Raw genomic sequence first — 17,556 nt, 5'->3', positions numbered from 1 at the left:
AGCTTCACAACACCAACTCCTTCGTGTAACTTCTGGTGACATGAAGACACTAGAAGTTTTAAGAAGTCGAGTCAAGCAGTCTCCAGAAAAACCAGAAGTTTCTCGAGACGCCTTCTCGGTGCTGTTCGACCAAGCCCCCTCTCCCTACCCGCCAGAAGCGGATACCCTGTACTGAGTTCCCGGCCCGTCCCACGAAAGTTGAACCGTGATCAGTGGTGAGCAGATCCGGACCGCGCGAGAACGCGCCCGGCTGAAGCAGAGCGACCTGGCAGTGCTCCTTGGCGTGACCGAGCGAACTGTGAGCAATTGGGAGACCGGGAAACATGTTCCGGTGCGGCGAGAGACCCAGCTCCTCGAGATTCTGCAGATCGATCCGGCCGGTCCACCCGAAAGGGTGACCCTTCTGGGCGCGACGGACGAACAGCTGCTCAGCGAGCTCTCGCGGCGCTTGCTCGGACGTTCCGTCAGCGTGGTTCCCGAGCAGTCGGTTTCAGGTTCTCGGCTGTCGTCACACGATTCGGAGGAAGAACACCACGCAGGGCCAGTCGCTCAGCGGCACCTTCGTCTTGCTGCCGATCGAGGGCAGGAGAACATCGCCCCCGGAGACCTTCCTCACGAAAGTTGAGTGATCCCGCCAACTGCGCACCCCTGGAAATAATCGTCAGTGCCTCTTCTTACAGTGGAGGGCATGCTAGGGGAGGCAGAGGAATTCGCGCACACGCTCAACGTCACGGTCGTCACCGGCGACCCGCCCTTCGGCTGGTGGGGATGCTGGGACCCGGATCGCCGGCTGATCACCCTCAGGTCTGATCTCGGGCCCGTCCAGGCACGCTCGACCTTGTGGCATGAACTCGGCCATGCCGTCCATGACCATGTCGGCCGCACGGCACGCAATGAACGCCAGGCCACGGTGTGGGCGGCGCATCGGCTCATCAGCCTCGACCAGTTCATCGAAGCCGCCAGGCTCGACGCGAATGCCCAGTCGATCGCACACCGTCTCGACGTCCTGCCCAGGGACGTCGAGGCTTACACCTCGTCACTGAGTGCAGCTGAGAAAGTGATGCTGGAGAAGTTGCTGTGAGAAAAGCGTTCAGGACCGGCTTCAGGCGAAATGCACGACGACGGCGATCGTGCCCAGTGCGGGGTCCTCACGACCCCCTGGCGTGAGGTTCCCCGCAGGCAGCAGGGTGACCGTCAGCTCGCCGTCGTCGTTCTGGTCCCAGCGCCCGAGGGTGGCGTTTCCGAGGACCTCGAGCGAGGCGACTCGACGCGAAAGCGGGACACGGAGTCCCGTCGCGGAGCCGGCCTGTTCGAGAAGATTGAGCCGGCCGGGCAGACCCTCGCGGGACGGGGTCTCGGTCAGCCACCAGGTGGTGCCCTGGTCCTCCCAACTCTCCGCAAGACCGTTCCCCGCCACGAGCCCTTCCGTGACGGCGCGGGTGCCGTACAACGCCTGACCGAAGACCTCGAGCCAGCGGCCGATGACCTCCAGAGCCTCCCTGATGGACGGCGGAATCGCTCCACTCGCGTCCGGGCCGACGCCAAGCAGGAGATTGCCGCCCCGGGCCACGACCTTCACGAGCATGTCGACGACCTCACGCGGGTCTTTCGCCTGTTCATCCGGCGACAGTGATGTCCAGTGCTCGGAGAGCGTGACGCAGGACTCCCACGGGTACTCGGGCCGGTGGTCCGGGATCTGCTGCTCCGGGGTCCGGTAGTCCTCATTGGGTCCATGGACCTCTCGGTCCACGACAAGGATGCCGGGCTGAAGTTCCCGCGCCCTTGCCGCAAGGCGGTCGATATCGATGGATTCATAGGGCCCGAACACCCAACCGGCATCCAGCCACAGGACGTTCAGCGGCCCGTAGCCGCTGAGGAGCTCGTCGATCTGAGCATGGGTGAAGTCCACGAACGACTGCCAGCGCTGCGGATCGGCGGAGGCGTCATAGTTGTGGAAACGATCCACCGTGGTCCCGTCCGGGGACCAGTAACCGGGGTGGTTCCAGTCCGCCTTGGAGAAGTAGACCCCGGTTTCCAGTCCTTGGCCGCGGAAAGCCTCGAAAGTCTCGGCGAGCACATCCCTGCCCATCGGAACATCGGCTGCAGAGACCTTGAAGTCCGAATGCTTCGTGTCGAAAAGGTTGAAACCGTCGTGGTGCTTGGACGTGAAGACCAGATACTTCGCCCCAGCACGACGGGCAAGGTCCGCCCAGTCCTCCGGACGGTAGTCCTGCCCGGTGAATGACGTCCGGGCAGCCTTGTAATGCGCCTCCCATTCGTCATCACCACCGCTGAAATCCGCGGGCAGGAGCATCATCTCCTCATCTCGCGAACGGCAGAGCGTCCAGCTGTCGCCCAAGCCCTGGGAGGTGTAGATCCCCCAATGCATGATGATGCCGAACTTATGATCCTGCCAGTCCTCCAGACGGGCTCTGCTGAGCGGATCGGAAGGCAGGCTGTATCCGGGATCATGCGAGTCGACCACGGCACCGGCAGCCAGGCTCGGCTTGAGGACCGGGCTCGGCTTGAGATTGTCGAATGCTGGATTCTCGGCTGCCGCGGGAAGGGCTTCGTGCTCAGTCACGTCTCTCATCCTTCCCTCTGCGAGGCGTCACGTCACGAGTGCGGCTGAGAATGAACGCGTCCGATCACCCCGCCACGGCCAGGACGAACGGAAGCACAGCTCCCGCACCGGCCTGACGGAGCGCCCTGCCGGCCACCACGAGGCTCCAACGGGTATCCACGGAGTCATCCACCAACAGCACTGACGCACCTGGATTCTGGGCCAGAAAATCCTGCACCGCCCCGGACGGTGCGAAGCGTTCCCACACCTCGGCGAGTCGGTACGCGCTATTGCCACGCCTGCCGGTGGTCTCATGGAACGAGGCCAGGTCCATGCTTCCCAGGTACGGCATCCTTCCGATCCCGGCAAGGCCCTGGGCCAGGGTCTCTACGAGTTTAGGCCGGCGCTGCGAAGGCACCGAGACCACCGCTGCGGGGCGTGGCTCTCCGCTCCACGGCGGAGTGCCTTCAACCGGTGGCCTGCCCCAGTCTCGGAGCACGTCGACACAAGCCCGAAGCATGGCGTCCTGAATGGGAGCATCGGGCGCGCCGTCAGCGAGCGCCTCACGCAATGGTCCACCCCAGCCGAGATCGCTGAGCCGAGCCAGGGCCCGGCCTTCCGCGTTGGCTTCATCCGCCGGGATGCGCCCTTTGACGGGTACCCCCAGGCGGTCCATACCGGTTGGCCACAACGAACGGGTTTCGACGCTCACGCCGGCTTTGTCGAGTTCAGCCGACGCGGTCTGCAGGGCTTCAGCGCTGACCCCGCTCGGGTACCAAGGGCCGGCGCAGTTGTCGCATCGTCCGCAAGGGTGGGCCTCAGGATCGTCCAGCACGCTGGTCACGAATTCCATTCGGCAGCCCGCCGTGTCCTGGTAGATCACCATGAGGTCCTGCTCCTGCACGCGGGCTTCAGCGATGCGCGCATAACGCTCGGCGTCGTAGTCCCAGCCCTGGCCGGTGGCTCGCCATCCGCCCTGGACCCGCTCGACCGCACCGTCCACTGCGAGCACTTTGAGCAGCAGCTCCAGCCGTGACCGGCCGAGGTCGACCCGTGGTTCCAGCGCCGGGCTGGAGAGGGGTTTAGGAGACGACTCCAACGCCTCCAGCACGGCCAGCGCCTTGTCCCGTTCCGGCATGGACGCCGTAGCGAAGTATTTCCAGATGTCCCGGTCCTCGGCCCCCGGCAGGAGAAGAACGTCTGCGTTCGCGCCGCCACGACCGGCACGACCCACCTGCTGGTAGTACGCGACCGGAGAGCTCGGGGCACCAAGGTGCACCACGAAACCGAGATCCGGTTTGTCGAACCCCATGCCCAGAGCCGAGGTGGCCACAAGTGCCTTCACCTGGTTGTCTTTGAGACGTTGCTCAGCCAGCTCACGCTCCGCGGTATCCGTCTTGCCGCTGTACGACAGAACCTCATAGCCCCGCTCCCCCAGCATCCTCGCGGTCTCCTCCGCCGCCGAGACCGTCAGGGTGTAGATGATGCCGCTGCCTGGCAGGTCCTTGAGATGTTCCGCGAGCCATGCCAGACGTGTGGTGTTGTTCGGGAGCTTCAGCACCCCGAGACGCAAAGAGTCCCGTCCGAGCGCGCCTCTGATGGTCAGGACATCCGTGCCCAATTGCTCCTCGATGTCCTGGACCACACGGGAGTTGGCCGTGGCGGTGGTGGCGAGGACCGGGACCGAACCAGGCAATTGACGGATCAGATCGGCGATGCGCCGGTAGTCCGGTCTGAAATCGTGGCCCCAATCCGAGATGCAGTGCGCCTCATCCACCACGAGCAGCCCGGTCCTGCGGATCAGTTCCGGCAGTTCACGTTCCCGGAAAACAGGGTTGACCAGCCGCTCCGGGGAGACAAGGAGGACGTCCACCTCATCCGCGGCCAGCTTCCGGGACACCTCGTCCCAGTCCAGTTGGTTGGCTGAGTTGATGGCCACGGCACGCACACCGGCGCGGGCGGCCGCCTCGACCTGATCCCGCATGAGAGCCAGAAGCGGCGAGACGATGAGCGTGGGACCGGCTCCTCTGCGGCGCAGGAGGAGCGAGGCCACGAAGTACACGGCGGACTTCCCCCAGCCGGTCCGCTGGACGACAAGGGCCCGCCGCCCCTGATCCACCAGCGCCTCGATGGCCTCGAACTGCCCGTCATGGAACTCCGCCTGGGAGTTTCCAACCAGTTCCCTCAGGACCTGGACAGCCTCCTGGTAGCTCTCGGTGGCGGGGTGTGCTGGATTCGTCTGGGCCATGCCCTCAGTATTCCAGCGCGGTCCGACAGGATGAGCATGGCGGCATCGCATGTGGACAATGCCACAGTTCCGGCATCCACATACCGTGGCCTGGCAGGAAAAAGCACCCCGTGCTACGTAGACTGATCGGGTGACTGAACAACAGCAGACCGTCGATCTCTCTCCGTCCTTCAAGGCCTACGATGTCCGTGGCCTGGTGGGCGAGACCATCACGGCAGAAATCGTCAAGGCCGTGGGGGCCGCCTTCGTCGATGTCCTGGGCCTTGCGGGCCAGGTCGTCCTGGTGGGTGGCGACATGCGCCCCTCTTCGCCGGAATTCGCTCAGGCATTCGCGGACGGCGCCGCTTCTCGCGGCGCTCATCCGCAGTTGCTCGGCCTCATCTCCACTGATGAGCTCTACTTCGCCTGCGGTGCCTTGAATGCCGCTGGCGCCACTTTCACCGCAAGCCACAATCCTGCGGCGTACAACGGCATCAAGATGGCCAAAGCCGGGGCGGTTCCGATCTCCTCGGAGACCGGTCTGAAGGAGATCCAGCAGGTCGCAGAGAGCTACCTGGCTGCAGGCGCCATCCCGTCCGTCGAAGCCACCGGCACCATCTCCGAGCGCGACGTCCTCAAGGACTACTCGGAGTACCTCCGCAAGCTGGTGGACCTCTCCGGCATCCGCCCGCTGAAGGTCGTGGTGGACGCCGGCAACGGCATGGCCGGTCTCACCACCCCCGCCGTCCTGGGCTCCGAACTCCTGCCCGGCCTTCCGCTGGACATCACCCCGCTCTATTTCGAACTGGACGGAACCTTCCCCAACCACCCGGCGAATCCGTTGGAGCCGGAGAACCTGCGTGATCTGCAGGCCGCGGTCGTCGCCCATGGCGCGGATCTCGGTCTGGCGTTCGACGGCGACGCCGACCGTTGCTTCGTGGTGGATGAGAAGGGCCAGCCGGTGTCCCCTTCCGCCATCACCGGGATGGTGGCCCGCCGGGAGATCGCCCGCGCCAAGGCACTGGGTGAGGACCGTCCGGTCATCATCCACAATCTCCTCACCTCGCTCGCCGTTCCCGAACTGATCGAACACGACGGCGGACGGGCTGTCCGCACACGTGTGGGCCACTCCTTCATCAAGGCCGTCATGGCCGAGGAAGGTGCGGTCTTCGGCGGGGAGCACTCAGCGCACTTCTACTTCCGTGATTTCTTCAACGCCGACACCGGGATGCTGGCGGCAATGCACGTCCTGGCAGCGCTCGGAGAACAGAACGCACCACTGTCTGAGCTGGGCGCCGAGTACGAGCCCTATGTGTCATCCGGTGAGATCAACTCTGAGATCGAGGACAAGGCCGGCGCCGTGGCCCGGGTCCGGGCCAATTTCTCCGGCGAGGGCGTCTCGGAAGACACCATGGACGGCAGCACCTTCAGCGCGGCCGACGGCTCGTGGTGGTTCAACCTGCGCCCGTCCAACACGGAGCCCTTCCTTCGCCTGAACGCCGAGGCCAAGGACCACGCCACCATGGCGGAAGTCCGCGACAGGGTGCTGGCGCTCGTCCGCCAGTAATCGGCAGCAGTGCGGATCACCGCCTTCGCGGACGCGAGCCTGCGCGTCCTGATGCTCCTGAACGGGGTGGACAGCACCGGACCGCTGTCCACCCGGAGCATCGCCGAAGGCATCGGGGTCCCCTTCAACCATGTCGGCAAGGTCGTCCAACGGCTCCGGGACATGGGGCTGCTGGATGCTACACGCGGCCGTGCCGGCGGAATTCAAATCAGCTCCGCAGGGCGCACGGTCACGGTAGGAAGCGTCCTTCGGGCCCTGGATCAGGACGAGGAGCCGGCCGCCTGCCACAGTCCCAATGGGGACTGCCCACTCGCGGGCGACTGCGGCCTGCGATCGGCTCTTTTCCGAGCCCGGGAGGCCTTCTACGCAGCCCTGGACGAGCTCGTGATCGCCACGCTGCCGACCCCGCGGCAGATAGGGCCTGTACTGGTCCAGCTCGGATTCGGCCCTCCCCAAACCCCCGGAACGTAGCCCGGCCGAGGCCCGTATCGCGTCCGGCACTCCGGACAGTAACTTCCGAACGAGTCTTTGGATGGCATACCGTGCCAGAGCTTCCGGGATACCGGACAGTGCCCACCGTCACACGGGCTTCGTGCCGCCACGTCTGCGATTTGCTTATGTCAGGGATCACACCAGCTCACGTTCAAAGGAGATCGTGTCCATGACTTCACCCAACACCGGACTGCGCCGAGGCCTTTCAGCCCGCCACATCCGCTTCATCGGTCTCGGGTCCGCCATCGGCACCGGCCTCTTCTACGGTTCGTCCGGAGCCATCCAGGCCGCGGGCCCGGCCGTCCTCCTCGCCTACATCGTCGGCGGCGCCGTCGTGTTCATGGTGATGCGCGCCCTCGGTGAGATGGCCGTCCGCCACCCCGTCTCCGGCTCCTTCGGCCAGTACGCATCCCGCTATCTTGGCCCGTTCTCGGGCTTTCTGACCGGGTGGACCTACGTTTTCGAGATGTTCGTCGTAGCCCTTGCGGATGTCACCGCCTTCGGCGTCTACATGGGCTTCTGGTTCCCGAATGTCGAACGCTGGGTCTGGATCCTCTCGGCCGTCTTCATCATCGCCGCAGTGAACCTCGTAAGCGTGAAGGTCTTCGGGGAGCTGGAGTTCTGGTTCTCCATCATCAAGATCACGGCCATCGTCGCCATGATCGCCGGCGGCATCGCCATCATCATCTTCGGATTGAACAATCAGCACGAGAATGCCGCGGGGCTGCACAACCTCTGGGACCACGGAGGATTCACCCCCACCGGGATCATGGGCTTGATCAGCTCGTTCACCATCGTCATGTTCGCCTTCGGCGGCACCGAGGTCATCGGCATCACGGCCGGCGAGGCCCAGGACCCCAAGAAGGTCATCCCCAAGGCCATCAACTCCGTCCCCGTCCGCATCCTCTTCTTCTACATCCTGACTCTCGGCATCATCATGACCCTGCAGCCATGGAATACCATCGACGGCGAGGCCAGCCCCTTCGTCTCCATCTTCAGCTCGCTGGGTCTCACCGGAGCCGCTCACGTGCTCAACGCCGTCGTGATCACTTCAGCACTCTCCGCCATCAACGCGGACATCTTCGGCGCGGGTCGCATGCTGCACGGACTCGCCCAGCAGGGACAGGCACCCAAGGCTTTCATGAAGACCAGCAAGAGCGGGGTGCCGTTCATGACCGTGCTGACCATGGTCGCGTCCCTGCTGATGGGCGTCCTTCTGAACGTCTGGTTCCACGACCAGATCTTCTTCCTCATCGCAGCGCTGGCCACCTTCGCCACCGTCGTGGTCTGGCTGGTCATCCTCCTCTCCCACGTCCGGATGAAGGCGGAGATCAAGCGGGACAACAAGCTCCCATCCGAGTTCCCCATCCCGCTCTGGCCCCTGGGCAGCTACCTCGCCATCGCCTTCATCGTGTTCGTCATCGTGATGATCGGCGTACAGCCGGACTCGCAGCCCGCCCTGATAATCGGCGCACTCTGGATCGCCATCCTCACCGTGGTCTACTTCTTCTGCATCAAGGGATCCGGAAGGACCCGGATCGAGCTCGTTGATGAGACGGGCACCATCCCCGTGGTGCATGCAGACGAGGAGCCCGCCTCCGCAAGCAGCGGCGCCACCTCCTAGGCACATCGACCCCACCCGGCAGTCACCCAGTAGCCCTCCCGCTCTCTCCGAGCCGGGAGGGCTACGGCATTGGCCCCCGACTTGCTCCACCAGCCCCTCATCCGCCCCGCCTCCGAAGCTCCCGATTTGCCTTCTTCTACAAGCCGTAGAAAACTGGAGTTAATTACGTATTTTATATACGTAATTACCCTCAGCGAAGGAGAACCCCATGCTTTCAGCAACCGCCCGGCCCATCATCGAGGCGACCCTCCCTCTGATCGGGAGCAGGATCGGCGACATCACGCCCGTCTTCTACGCCAAGCTGTTCACCGCGCATCCCGAACTCCTCAACGGCACCTTCAGCCGCGCGAATCAACGCAACGGCGAACAGCAGAAGGCGTTGGCGTCTTCCATCGCGGGCTTCGCCAGCCACCTGGTGAACAGTCCGGGAACACTCCCCGAAACCATGCTGGGCAGGATCGCCCACAAACACGCCTCGCTCGGAATCACCGAGTCTCAGTACCAGGTGGTCTACCAGTACCTCTTCGAAGCCATCGCCGAGGATCTGGCCGAGGTCATCACGCCCGAGATCGCAGAAGCATGGACCGAGGTCTACTGGCTCATGGCCCAGAGTCTCATCCGCCTGGAAAAGGGCCTCTACGAGCGCCGGGCCAACGACGTCATGTGGAGCCACTGGAGGCTGCACGAGCGGACCGAGCTGCCGTCCGAGACCATTCGACTGACTTTCGTGCCCGCCGACGACACCCCGGCCACCCCGGGAGAGCCCGGCGGTTACATCAGTCTCCGCATGGCCGCGGATGATGGGATTCTCCAGGCCCGCCAGTACACGCTCTCCGTGGATGCCGCGGCCACCACGCATCGGACGATCACCGTCAAACGGGACGCCGATGGCGACATCTCTCCGCGTCTTCACGACTTCCTGCGGCTCGGCGACATCGTGGAACTCTCAAATCCCTATGGCGATATCGTCCTGGAAGAGACGGACCGCCCACTCGTCCTTGCAACCGCCGGCATCGGATCCACGCCGTCAGCCTCCATCCTCCGCTCCCTCGCAGAGACAGGCTCTCAGCGCGAGGTGATCCTCCTGCACGCGGACCGCTCTCCCGAGGCCTGGTCACTCCGCGCTCAGATGCTGGCCGATCTGGCCAGGCTCCCGCGGGCCCGCGCCGAATTCTGGTTCGAGACTCCGGGGGAACCACTGTCTGAAGGGCACTGCCACCGAGGCTTCATGGACATCAGCACGGTCGACCTTCCCGCCGACGCCAATGTCCTGTTGTGTGGCCCGACGCCGTTCATGAGCGCCGTCCGCTCCGCCGTGATCGCGGGCGGCATCCCGGCGGAACGAGTTCACTACGAGATCTTCGGCCCCGATGTCTGGCTCGCCACGGGCGCCTGAACCTGCCACCCTCTTCCGGCCCGGCACACCATGTGGTGCCATGGACTCATGACGTTCACCACAGCGCACATGTCCGCATCCCTGGATGGCTTCGTGGCCGGCCCCGAACAGAGCCTGGAGAACCCTCTCGGCAAGGGCGGTCCCTTGTTGCACCGCTGGCACATGGGCCCGGAATCAGAACGGGACGAGGTCGACGCGGAGTGGACCCGGAGCCTGCTGCGGCCACGCGGCGCCTATGTGATGGGCCGCAATATGTTCGGCCCGGTACGGGGTTCCTGGGACACCATGCCGGACTGGAAGGGCTGGTGGGGCGACGAGCCGCCCTATCACGCACCGGTCTTCGTCCTCACGCATCACGCTCATGAGCCGATCGAGATGGACGGTGGCACCACCTTCCACTTCGTCACGGAAGGCTTCGCCAAGGCTCTCGAACTGGCCCGGGAGGCGGGCGACGGCGACGTCGACATCGCCGGCGGAGCCTCGGCCGTGCGCCAGGCGTTCGAAGCCGGGGAACTGGACGAGCTGACGCTGGACATCGCGCCCGTGGTGCTCGGCGGCGGGGAGTCCATCTTCCCGGCCGGCGAAGCCGCCCCGCGCCTGGAGATCATCGAGACGGGCGTCTCCCCTCTGGCCACTCACATCCGCTACCGCGTCCTGCGCTGAATCGCCAGAACAGCTGAGACGCCAGAACAAGCGGAACCACCAGAACAGCGGACGGACGACGGCGGCGGCGCGGGTGACATCGCCCGCGCCGCCGCCGCATTCAGGCGCTTTCCAGGCCGGCGTCGTCGTACGCGTCCCGCGAGGCAAGGATGCTCGCCGCATGGGCTTCAGCCCAGACCCGCACCGCGTCGAGCGGTTGCAGCAGGCTGTCCCCGAGTGGGGTGAGCCGATACTCCACGCGCACGGGCACCTCGGCGAAGATCTCCCGGCTCACCAGGCCGTCCCGTTCCAGTGCGCGCAATGATTGGGTCAGTACTTTGGGGCTGACCCCCTGGACCACCAGCCGGATCTCGCCGAATCGCCGGGAGCCGTCCTTGAGCGCCTGGAAGATCAGTGGGGTCCATTTGTCCCCGATCCGTTGCAGGACGAGCCGGGAGGGACAGTTCTGATCCATGACGTCGAATGGCAGGCTTTCCATAAGGTAACTATATGACGTTGAAGTACTTGCTATCCAATAGATACTGTTGAAGCATCAAGCACGATCCCAGCCACTGAAATGAGGAAGTCATGAAGATCGCCGTCTACGGAGCCACCGGCATGGTCGGAAGCCAGCTCGTGAACGAAGCCCTCAGCCGCGGACATCAGGTAACGGCGGTGACCCGTCAGGGCCTGGAGGTGGACGGCACCACTGCCGTGGCAGCCGAGTTCGCCGACACCGCCACTCTGAGCCGCCTCGCCCAGGAGCACGACGTCGTCGCCATCTCGATCCCGACGCCGCGCAATGGCGACGCGCACGAACCGATCCTCCAGGCCCACAAGGACCTGATCGCCGCCCAGCCCGCGGCCCGCGTCTTCGTGGTCGGCGGCGCCGGCTCCCTCATGGCGGACCCCACCACGCGCCTTGTCGACGCCATGGGTTTCCCGGAAGCGTACCGAGCCGAGGCCCTCAGCTTCACAGCCATCCTCGGCCTCTACGAAGCCGCCCCGGAAGGCCTCGACTGGACCATGCAGTCGCCCGCACCGGAGATCGCTCCCGGCGAGCGCACCGGGAAGTATCACGTGGAGCGCGACTCGATCGCCGGCCCGTTCATCTCCACCCAGGACTTCGCCGTGGCAGCACTGGATGAACTCGAGAACCCGCAGTTCCGCCGCGCGCGGTTCAACGCCGCCAACTGAGCACACGCCCCGCGAGGTGACAGGTGAAGCCCCTTCCCGGTTCGGGAAGGGGCTTCACCTGTCACCTCGCGGGGCGTGAAGCACCTCCGGCAGGACGTAGCGATCCGGCAGAAGCTCCACTCGCCAGGAACCGCACCCGTCGCAGCGCTCGTACACCACGGTTCCCTCAGAGCTCGGATGACGGGAGCGCACACCCCAGAGGTGCTCGTGCCGGGCGGACGGGGAGGCGATGACGGGAAGGGTTCTGGTGTCCATGATTCAAGAGTGATGTAATGCCCTTATGCATCTCAACCCTTACGGCGAATATGCGGTACTCCTCGCCCAGTCTCTCGCCAACGACTGGCCGGCGGACCGGGACGGAATCGTCGCCCGCACCAGGGATTTCGGCATGACCATGGTCTTCGCCGAAGAGGCCCGGGAGCATGAGAGGCTGAGCGACGTCGTCGAGGAATGGCTCGCGGTGGTCGACGCCTCCGAGCCTCGCGCCCGAGCACGTCTGCTGAACCGCATCATGGCCGATGAGGCCGCCTACCCCCATCTGACGGACCACGACGAGGAAGGCTGGCACCTCCACTACCGCGACGACGGCAAGGGCCTGGTCAACACTCTACGAGCAGTCTTCGCCGTCGGCACCGCCCTGCACCTGACCACCCGCGGCATGCACCGGCTCTCCCGCTGCGCGGCAGGGGCCGAGACCCCGGGAGACTGCCGCAACGTCGTCGTCGACGTCTCGCGCAACGGCACGCAGAAGTACTGTTCCGTCCGCTGCGCGAACCGCGCGGCCGTCCGCCGCCACCGCGCGGCACAGCATCAGGACAGCTAGCTCACGAAAGACGGCTCAGAACAACTGCCGCCAGTTCGTCCGGGCGAGGTCGAGAAGTTCATCACCCCGACCGGACATGACCGTCCGCAGGGCGTACAAGGCGAATCCCTTGGCCTGCTCGACCGTGACGGCGGGCGGCACCGAAAGCTCCTGACGCGCCGTGACCACGTCCACGAGAGCCGGACCGTCATGAGCCAACGCTTCGGCGAGCGCGCCCTCCAGCTGCGAGGCGTCCTCCACCCGGATCCCCTTGATGCCGAGCGCCTCGGCCACCTGGGCGAAGTCCGGATTGGACAGGCCGGTCCCGAAGTTCACAAACCCGGCCGCCTTCATCTCCAGCTCCACGAAATTCAGGGACGAGTTGTTGAAGACCACGAGCTTCACGGGCAGCTTGTTCTGCGTCAGCGTGATGAGCTCTCCCAACATCATGGCCAGGCCACCGTCCCCGGCCAGGGCCACGACCTGCCGCTCCGGATCCAACGCCGCCGCCCCGATGCCGTGCAGCAGGGCGTTCGCCATGCTGCCGTGATTGAACGACCCCAGCAGCCGTCGCTTGCCGTTCATGCTCAGGTAGCGTGCCGCCCACACCACGGGCGATCCGACGTCGGCGGTGAACACGGCGTCATCAGCCGCGAGCCGGTCGACGACACGCGCCACATACTGCGGGTGCAGAGGCTGGCCCTTCTTGGTCGGGCTCGCCAGATCGTCAAGCTTGGCCCGCGTCTTGGCGTAGTGCTTGCGGGACGACTCCAAGTGGGAGCGGTCCTTCTTGCGTTCCAGCAACGGCGCGAGGGCTTGGGCGGTGTCCCTCACGGTCCCGACGAGCCCGAGGTCCAAGCGGGCCCGCCGCCCGAGCTGTTCGCCCCGGATGTCCACCTGGATCACCTTCGCGTGCGAGGGGTAGAACTGCTGATAGGGGAAATCGGTGCCGAGCATGAGCAGAGCGTCGCAGTCCTCCATGGCCTTGTAACCCGAGGCGAAGCCGAGCAGGCCGGTCATGCCGACGTCATAAGGGTTCTCATACTCGATGAACTCCTTACCCCGTAGAGCGTGCACGATCGGGGCACCCAGCGCTTCAGCGAGGCCGAGCACCTCGGCATGCGCCCCCTGCACACCGGCACCGGCCAGGATGGTGACCCTGGAGGCCTGGTTCAGCAGGGCCGCGGCCTCGTGCAGTTCGGTCTCCGAAGGAACGATTCTCGGCTCGGTCTTGCGGATCACGGCGAGAGCGTCGCTGGCGGCCTGGGCGAGGGCGACGTCGCCGGAGATGACGACGACGGCCACTCCGCGCTTCTCCACGGCGGTCCGCATCGCGATGTCAAGAATCCGGGGCATCTGGGCCGGGTCCGTGACCTGTTCCGCGTAGACGCTGCACTCCCGGAAGACCTCCTGAGGGTGGGTCTCCTGGAAGTAGGTGGAGCCGATCTCGCTGGACGGGATGTGCGCTGCGATCGCCAGTACCGGCACCCGCGAGCGGTTGGCGTCATACAGCCCGTTGATCAGATGAAGATTGCCCGGTCCGCAGGATCCGGCGCAGACCGCGAGTTCCCCTGTCAGGGCGGCTTCCGCAGCGGCCGCGAACGCCGCGGCCTCCTCGTGGCGCACATGGACCCACTCGATGGAGGGGGTCTCACGCAGCGCGTCGGTGAAGCCGTTCAGCGAATCACCGGGAATGCCGTAGACGCGGTGAACGCCGTTCGCGGCAAGAGTGTCGACAATGTTCCGCGCGATGGTTGCCATGCTTCCGACCCTACGGCCCGCCTCCGTGCCACGGAACCCCTTCCGGATGGCTCATTGCTCACAGCCTCCTGTGGCGCAAAAGACATCACCTCGGGACCGGAGCGCCGTCCGCAGCGGACGACGACGGCATCGGCGGTAGGGTGTAGGCGTGAGAGCCGGACGGTATGCCAAAGGAGAAGCCAAGCGCGAAGAGATCCTCCGGACAGCACTCGAGGTGTTCGCCTCGGAGGGCTACCACGGCACCAGCATCCGGGAGATTGCCCGACGATGCGGCTTGAGCGGTCCGGGACTGTTGCACTATTTCGGGTCCCGGGAGAACCTTCTGACCGAGGTGCTCCAGGCCCGGGCCGCCTTCAACTCACAGACGTTCTTCGCCGGCGAGCCGGATGCCATCGAGGCCCTGATGAAACTTCTGGATCACAACGAAACCGTGCCCGGGCTCATATCCCTCTACTTGGTCCTGGCCGGGGACGCCGGGGCGCCAGAGCACCCGGCCGCGACATATTTCGCGTCCCGCTTTCCTCAAGCCCGAGAACTGATAACCCACGCCGTCCGCGCCCAGGGGCTCAGACCCCGGGCCGGTCTCAATGATGACGAAGCAGCCAGCATTCTCATCGCAGTCATGGACGGAATCCAAGTCCAGTGGCAGGTCGACAAGTCCCGGTCCATGAAAGAACTGGTACTCAAGGCCGGCCGCAGTCTTTACGAACCGATCTCAGGAAACCCCTCGAGCGAACCGTCATGACCCGCGGACACCCGATGTTTTCGGGTCGCGCCCCTTCTCACTCCTAATTGATGAAGGGGCACGACCACGCGTGAGCTCGTTTCTCAGCACGAGAGTCGAAAACCCACGCCTTGGGCGTCGAGCGTCCCCCGCATCGCCGCACCCAAGCCATCGCGGGCACCGCTCTCTCTCCAGGAAAAATCCGGCCCCGCACTCGGCCCCACCGGAAGGCGCGTCTGAAACGACCATTCGGTGGCATTGCAATTTCCACCATAACTTAACACTGTTAGGTATTTCCATGTCGACGCTCGTCCGCTCGTCACGCGGAGGCGGATCGCCATCCATGAGAAGCGCAGCCGCACAAAGCCTCTCAGCCTTCCCGGACAAGCGACGGCGCACCGGGTACGGCGCGTTCGACGGCGGTGGATTCACCGTCAACATCGTCAACAGCAGCCGGCACGTCCGTCGTCCCGCGGACCGTGCGCGCACGACGGCCCAGGAGCGCGCCGAATTGCGAGAGGGCCACGCCACCCAGCAGGACTGCGCCACCCAGCAGTTCCCAGGTGCCCGGCACCTCGCCGAAGACCAGCCAGCCGGCCAGCATCGCGACCGGCGGGACGAGCAAGGTGAACGGCGCCACGCGTGCAGCGGGGTACTTCTGCAGGAGCCCGTTCCAGAGCGTGAACGCCAGAAGCGTGGACACCAGGACCGTGAAGAGGGTGGAACCCCATGCCAGGGGCGTCATGCTGAGCACCGCCTGGACCGGGACCGCCGGGCCGTCGAGCAGCACTTCGAGGGCCAGGAGCGGAACGGGGACCACGGCGGCGGACCAGACCACCAGAGCGAACGGATCCGCGCCACGGGCCGAGCGGGAGACCACATTGCCCAGGCCCCAGGACAGCCCACCGGCAAGGCCCAGGAAAAGGGGCAGGACATCGGCCGACACTCCACGGCCCAGCACCACGATCCCGAGACCGACAAGCCCCAGCAGGACGCCCGCCAACTGAGGACGCGAGGGCCGTTCGCCGAGCAGGAGCGCCGCCAGCAGGACGGTGAAGAGGACCTGGCTCTGCAGGATGAGCGGGGCGAGCCCCGAAGGGAGACCGAGATGCATGGCGAGGTAGATGAAGCCCAGGTGCCCGGCACTCATGAAGAGCCCGACCCCCGCGATCACCCGCCACGACACTGCCGGGCGACGGACGACGAGAATGAGCGGGAACGCGACCAGCGCGAAGCGCAGGGCGGCCAGGACCAGCGGCGGCACGTCATGCAGGCCCACTTCGATCGCGACGAAGTTGACGCCCCAGATGAGGGCGACGAGCAGGGCACAGAGAACATGGCGGCTTTTCACCACTTCAGCTTCCCGCCATAAACCATAAAGATCCAGCAATGATTTTCACTGCGAATTCGGTAGAGTTACTTCATGATTGATCCTCAGGCCCTGCAAGCCCTGGTGGCCATCGAACGCACGGGCAGCGTCGCCGCGGCGGCCGCCTCGTTGGGCTTCACGCCTTCGGCGGTCTCCCAGCAAGTGAAGAAACTGGAACGCCAGGCCCGCGCCACCCTGCTGGAGCGCCAGGGGCGAGGGGTCCTCCTCACCGAACGTGGCCGCGTCCTGGCTCTTCGCGGTGCGGCCCTCCTCGCCAGCCTGGAGGAACTCGAGTCCGAATTGACCGAGGAGGAGACCCCCTCGGGCGTCCTCCGACTGGCCTCCTTCTCGAGTGCCAACCGAGCCTTCCTGGGAAACCTGGCCACCTCCCTGCGTCGGCTCGCGCCGGATCTGGCGCTGCAGGTCGCCGCGGCCGAACCCGAGGAAGGAGCACGGAAGGTGGCCGCGGGTGAAGTCGATCTGGCCATTGTCCACAACTGGAATTCCGTGCGGTTGGAGGTGAACCCGTCCGTGGAGACCTCGCCGTTGCTGCACGACGTGGCCGACGTGCTGCTCCCCGCCGCGCATCCACTGGCCGCACGCCGGGAGCTGACCGTCCTTGACGTCCAGGACGAGCCCTGGTGCGCCACTCCCCCGGGTGCCATCTGCCACGAAGCACTGCTGCGTCTCTTCGCCACGCAGGACACGGCCCCGCGAATCCTGTTCACCGACCCCGAGTTCGCCACCCACATCGCCCTCGTGGACGAAGGGGCCGCACTGGCTCTGGTCCCGCGCCTCGGACGGCCCGAGCTGCCGGCCGGCGTCGTCGCCCGCACCCTGATCCCTGGGCGGTCCGCCGCCGACGTCTCCCCCGAAGATCTCCCGGCGCGCCACATCTCCGTGGCATACCGGAAGACCTTCGCGGCGAATCCCGGGGTCCGCCTGGCGGTGCGGGAGCTGGAGAGGATCGCGACGGAGCTGGCCTAGACCACCCGCCGGCCGCCACCCGGCGACGGGCGACGCCGTCACGCCCCACTGGCTCCGCCCGGCCCGGCCGAGTCCGCTACCCAGGGCATCCACTCGGGCCGAGTCCGCTGTTCGGGGGGGGGGGGGGGGGCGCCCCCGGGGGGGGGGGGGGCGACGGGAACATCCGTCACCGCGACGCGCGGGCGGGGCGGTTGGTCCGAGGGCT

The 17,556-nt window shown here is 65.7% G+C and carries 17 protein-coding genes; 11 read left to right on the top strand and 6 right to left on the bottom strand.

The annotated features are described in order from the left end of the window. The first annotated feature begins 205 nt into the window (after positions 1–205). Together ACIPXZ_RS15475 and ACIPXZ_RS15470 are read left to right on the top strand one after the other, a co-directional pair. Positions 206–625 carry a helix-turn-helix domain-containing protein gene (locus ACIPXZ_RS15475; protein ID WP_400595911.1) on the top strand — a complete coding sequence of 140 codons (420 nt, stop codon included), beginning with the start codon at positions 206–208 and terminating at the stop codon, positions 623–625. A gap of 63 nt (positions 626–688) precedes the next feature. Continuing rightward, positions 689–1,081 carry an ImmA/IrrE family metallo-endopeptidase gene (locus tag ACIPXZ_RS15470; protein ID WP_400595909.1) on the top strand — a complete coding sequence of 131 codons (393 nt, stop codon included), beginning with the start codon at positions 689–691 and terminating at the stop codon, positions 1,079–1,081. A gap of 21 nt (positions 1,082–1,102) precedes the next feature. Here the strand turns inward: ACIPXZ_RS15470 and ACIPXZ_RS15465 are convergent, their stop codons facing one another. Both ACIPXZ_RS15465 and ACIPXZ_RS15460 read right to left on the bottom strand, forming a co-directional pair. Then, positions 1,103–2,584 carry an alpha-L-fucosidase gene (locus ACIPXZ_RS15465; protein ID WP_400595907.1) on the bottom strand — a complete coding sequence of 494 codons (1,482 nt, stop codon included), beginning with the start codon at positions 2,582–2,584 and terminating at the stop codon, positions 1,103–1,105. 64 nt (positions 2,585–2,648) lie between these two features. Continuing rightward, positions 2,649–4,811: a RecQ family ATP-dependent DNA helicase gene (locus ACIPXZ_RS15460; RefSeq protein ID WP_400595905.1), complete on the bottom strand. Its 2,163-nt coding sequence runs from the start codon at positions 4,809–4,811 to the stop codon at positions 2,649–2,651. 130 nt (positions 4,812–4,941) lie between these two features. Here ACIPXZ_RS15460 and ACIPXZ_RS15455 point away from each other — a divergent pair, with 130 nt between their 5' ends. From ACIPXZ_RS15455 to ACIPXZ_RS15435, 5 genes are all read left to right on the top strand, one after another. Then, the gene (locus ACIPXZ_RS15455) at positions 4,942–6,357 is read left to right on the top strand and encodes a phosphomannomutase/phosphoglucomutase (protein WP_400595903.1); all 1,416 of its coding nucleotides are present in this window, start codon (positions 4,942–4,944) and stop codon (positions 6,355–6,357) included. A gap of 9 nt (positions 6,358–6,366) precedes the next feature. Next, complete coding sequence (locus ACIPXZ_RS15450) at positions 6,367–6,828, top strand: RrF2 family transcriptional regulator (protein ID WP_400595901.1); 462 nt, start codon at positions 6,367–6,369, stop codon at positions 6,826–6,828. A gap of 190 nt (positions 6,829–7,018) precedes the next feature. After that, positions 7,019–8,473, top strand: coding sequence for an amino acid permease (locus tag ACIPXZ_RS15445; RefSeq protein WP_400595899.1), 1,455 nt, complete (start codon positions 7,019–7,021; stop codon positions 8,471–8,473). Between the two features lie 208 nt (positions 8,474–8,681). Beyond that, positions 8,682–9,869, top strand: coding sequence for a globin domain-containing protein (locus ACIPXZ_RS15440; RefSeq protein ID WP_400595897.1), 1,188 nt, complete (start codon positions 8,682–8,684; stop codon positions 9,867–9,869). A 48-nt stretch (positions 9,870–9,917) separates the two neighbouring features. Beyond that, positions 9,918–10,532 carry a dihydrofolate reductase family protein gene (locus ACIPXZ_RS15435; RefSeq protein WP_400595895.1) on the top strand — a complete coding sequence of 205 codons (615 nt, stop codon included), beginning with the start codon at positions 9,918–9,920 and terminating at the stop codon, positions 10,530–10,532. A gap of 100 nt (positions 10,533–10,632) precedes the next feature. Here the strand turns inward: ACIPXZ_RS15435 and ACIPXZ_RS15430 are convergent, their stop codons facing one another. Continuing rightward, positions 10,633–11,010 carry a winged helix-turn-helix transcriptional regulator gene (locus ACIPXZ_RS15430; protein WP_400595893.1) on the bottom strand — a complete coding sequence of 126 codons (378 nt, stop codon included), beginning with the start codon at positions 11,008–11,010 and terminating at the stop codon, positions 10,633–10,635. Between the two features lie 89 nt (positions 11,011–11,099). Here ACIPXZ_RS15430 and ACIPXZ_RS15425 point away from each other — a divergent pair, with 89 nt between their 5' ends. Continuing rightward, on the top strand, positions 11,100–11,708 hold the full coding sequence (locus ACIPXZ_RS15425; RefSeq protein ID WP_400595891.1) for an NAD(P)-dependent oxidoreductase: 609 nt from the start codon (positions 11,100–11,102) through the stop codon (positions 11,706–11,708). A 54-nt stretch (positions 11,709–11,762) separates the two neighbouring features. Here the strand turns inward: ACIPXZ_RS15425 and ACIPXZ_RS15420 are convergent, their stop codons facing one another. Then, positions 11,763–11,963: a hypothetical protein gene (locus ACIPXZ_RS15420; protein WP_400595889.1), complete on the bottom strand. Its 201-nt coding sequence runs from the start codon at positions 11,961–11,963 to the stop codon at positions 11,763–11,765. Positions 11,964–11,988: 25 nt separating this feature from the next. Here ACIPXZ_RS15420 and ACIPXZ_RS15415 point away from each other — a divergent pair, with 25 nt between their 5' ends. Beyond that, the gene (locus tag ACIPXZ_RS15415) at positions 11,989–12,531 is read left to right on the top strand and encodes a CGNR zinc finger domain-containing protein (protein WP_400595887.1); all 543 of its coding nucleotides are present in this window, start codon (positions 11,989–11,991) and stop codon (positions 12,529–12,531) included. A 15-nt stretch (positions 12,532–12,546) separates the two neighbouring features. On the opposite strand, the gene poxB is transcribed toward ACIPXZ_RS15415, so the two are convergent. Beyond that, on the bottom strand, positions 12,547–14,271 hold the full coding sequence (poxB, locus tag ACIPXZ_RS15410) for a ubiquinone-dependent pyruvate dehydrogenase (protein WP_400595885.1): 1,725 nt from the start codon (positions 14,269–14,271) through the stop codon (positions 12,547–12,549). A gap of 148 nt (positions 14,272–14,419) precedes the next feature. On the opposite strand from poxB, the gene ACIPXZ_RS15405 reads away from it, so the two are divergent. After that, positions 14,420–15,016: a TetR/AcrR family transcriptional regulator gene (locus ACIPXZ_RS15405; protein WP_400595883.1), complete on the top strand. Its 597-nt coding sequence runs from the start codon at positions 14,420–14,422 to the stop codon at positions 15,014–15,016. A 349-nt stretch (positions 15,017–15,365) separates the two neighbouring features. Here the strand turns inward: ACIPXZ_RS15405 and ACIPXZ_RS15400 are convergent, their stop codons facing one another. Next, positions 15,366–16,346: an EamA family transporter gene (locus ACIPXZ_RS15400; protein WP_400595881.1), complete on the bottom strand. Its 981-nt coding sequence runs from the start codon at positions 16,344–16,346 to the stop codon at positions 15,366–15,368. Positions 16,347–16,418: 72 nt separating this feature from the next. Between ACIPXZ_RS15400 and ACIPXZ_RS15395 the strand changes: the two genes are divergently transcribed. Next, positions 16,419–17,351: a LysR family transcriptional regulator gene (locus tag ACIPXZ_RS15395; RefSeq protein WP_400595879.1), complete on the top strand. Its 933-nt coding sequence runs from the start codon at positions 16,419–16,421 to the stop codon at positions 17,349–17,351. The last annotated feature ends 205 nt before the right edge of the window (positions 17,352–17,556 follow it).

The organism is Arthrobacter sp. NPDC090010, assembly GCF_044748305.1.
Taxonomy (GTDB): domain Bacteria; phylum Actinomycetota; class Actinomycetes; order Actinomycetales; family Micrococcaceae; genus Arthrobacter_E.
The sequence above is the reverse complement of the archived record's forward strand: the minus strand, read 5'-3'. Positions and strand labels throughout refer to the sequence as shown.

What these genes read in the sequence shown, in the direction of transcription:
- ACIPXZ_RS15470 (WP_400595909.1), top strand. Translation starts at nt 689, where the DNA reads ATGCTAGGGGAGGCAGAGGAATTCGCGCACACGCTCAACGTCACGGTC.
- ACIPXZ_RS15460 (WP_400595905.1), bottom strand. Translation starts at nt 4,811, where the DNA reads ATGGCCCAGACGAATCCAGCACACCCCGCCACCGAGAGCTACCAGGAG.
- ACIPXZ_RS15445 (WP_400595899.1), top strand. Translation starts at nt 7,019, where the DNA reads ATGACTTCACCCAACACCGGACTGCGCCGAGGCCTTTCAGCCCGCCAC.
- ACIPXZ_RS15440 (WP_400595897.1), top strand. Translation starts at nt 8,682, where the DNA reads ATGCTTTCAGCAACCGCCCGGCCCATCATCGAGGCGACCCTCCCTCTG.
- ACIPXZ_RS15435 (WP_400595895.1), top strand. Translation starts at nt 9,918, where the DNA reads ATGACGTTCACCACAGCGCACATGTCCGCATCCCTGGATGGCTTCGTG.
- ACIPXZ_RS15430 (WP_400595893.1), bottom strand. Translation starts at nt 11,010, where the DNA reads ATGGAAAGCCTGCCATTCGACGTCATGGATCAGAACTGTCCCTCCCGG.
- ACIPXZ_RS15425 (WP_400595891.1), top strand. Translation starts at nt 11,100, where the DNA reads ATGAAGATCGCCGTCTACGGAGCCACCGGCATGGTCGGAAGCCAGCTC.
- ACIPXZ_RS15420 (WP_400595889.1), bottom strand. Translation starts at nt 11,963, where the DNA reads ATGGACACCAGAACCCTTCCCGTCATCGCCTCCCCGTCCGCCCGGCAC.
- ACIPXZ_RS15415 (WP_400595887.1), top strand. Translation starts at nt 11,989, where the DNA reads ATGCATCTCAACCCTTACGGCGAATATGCGGTACTCCTCGCCCAGTCT.
- poxB (WP_400595885.1), bottom strand. Translation starts at nt 14,271, where the DNA reads ATGGCAACCATCGCGCGGAACATTGTCGACACTCTTGCCGCGAACGGC.
- ACIPXZ_RS15395 (WP_400595879.1), top strand. Translation starts at nt 16,419, where the DNA reads ATGATTGATCCTCAGGCCCTGCAAGCCCTGGTGGCCATCGAACGCACG.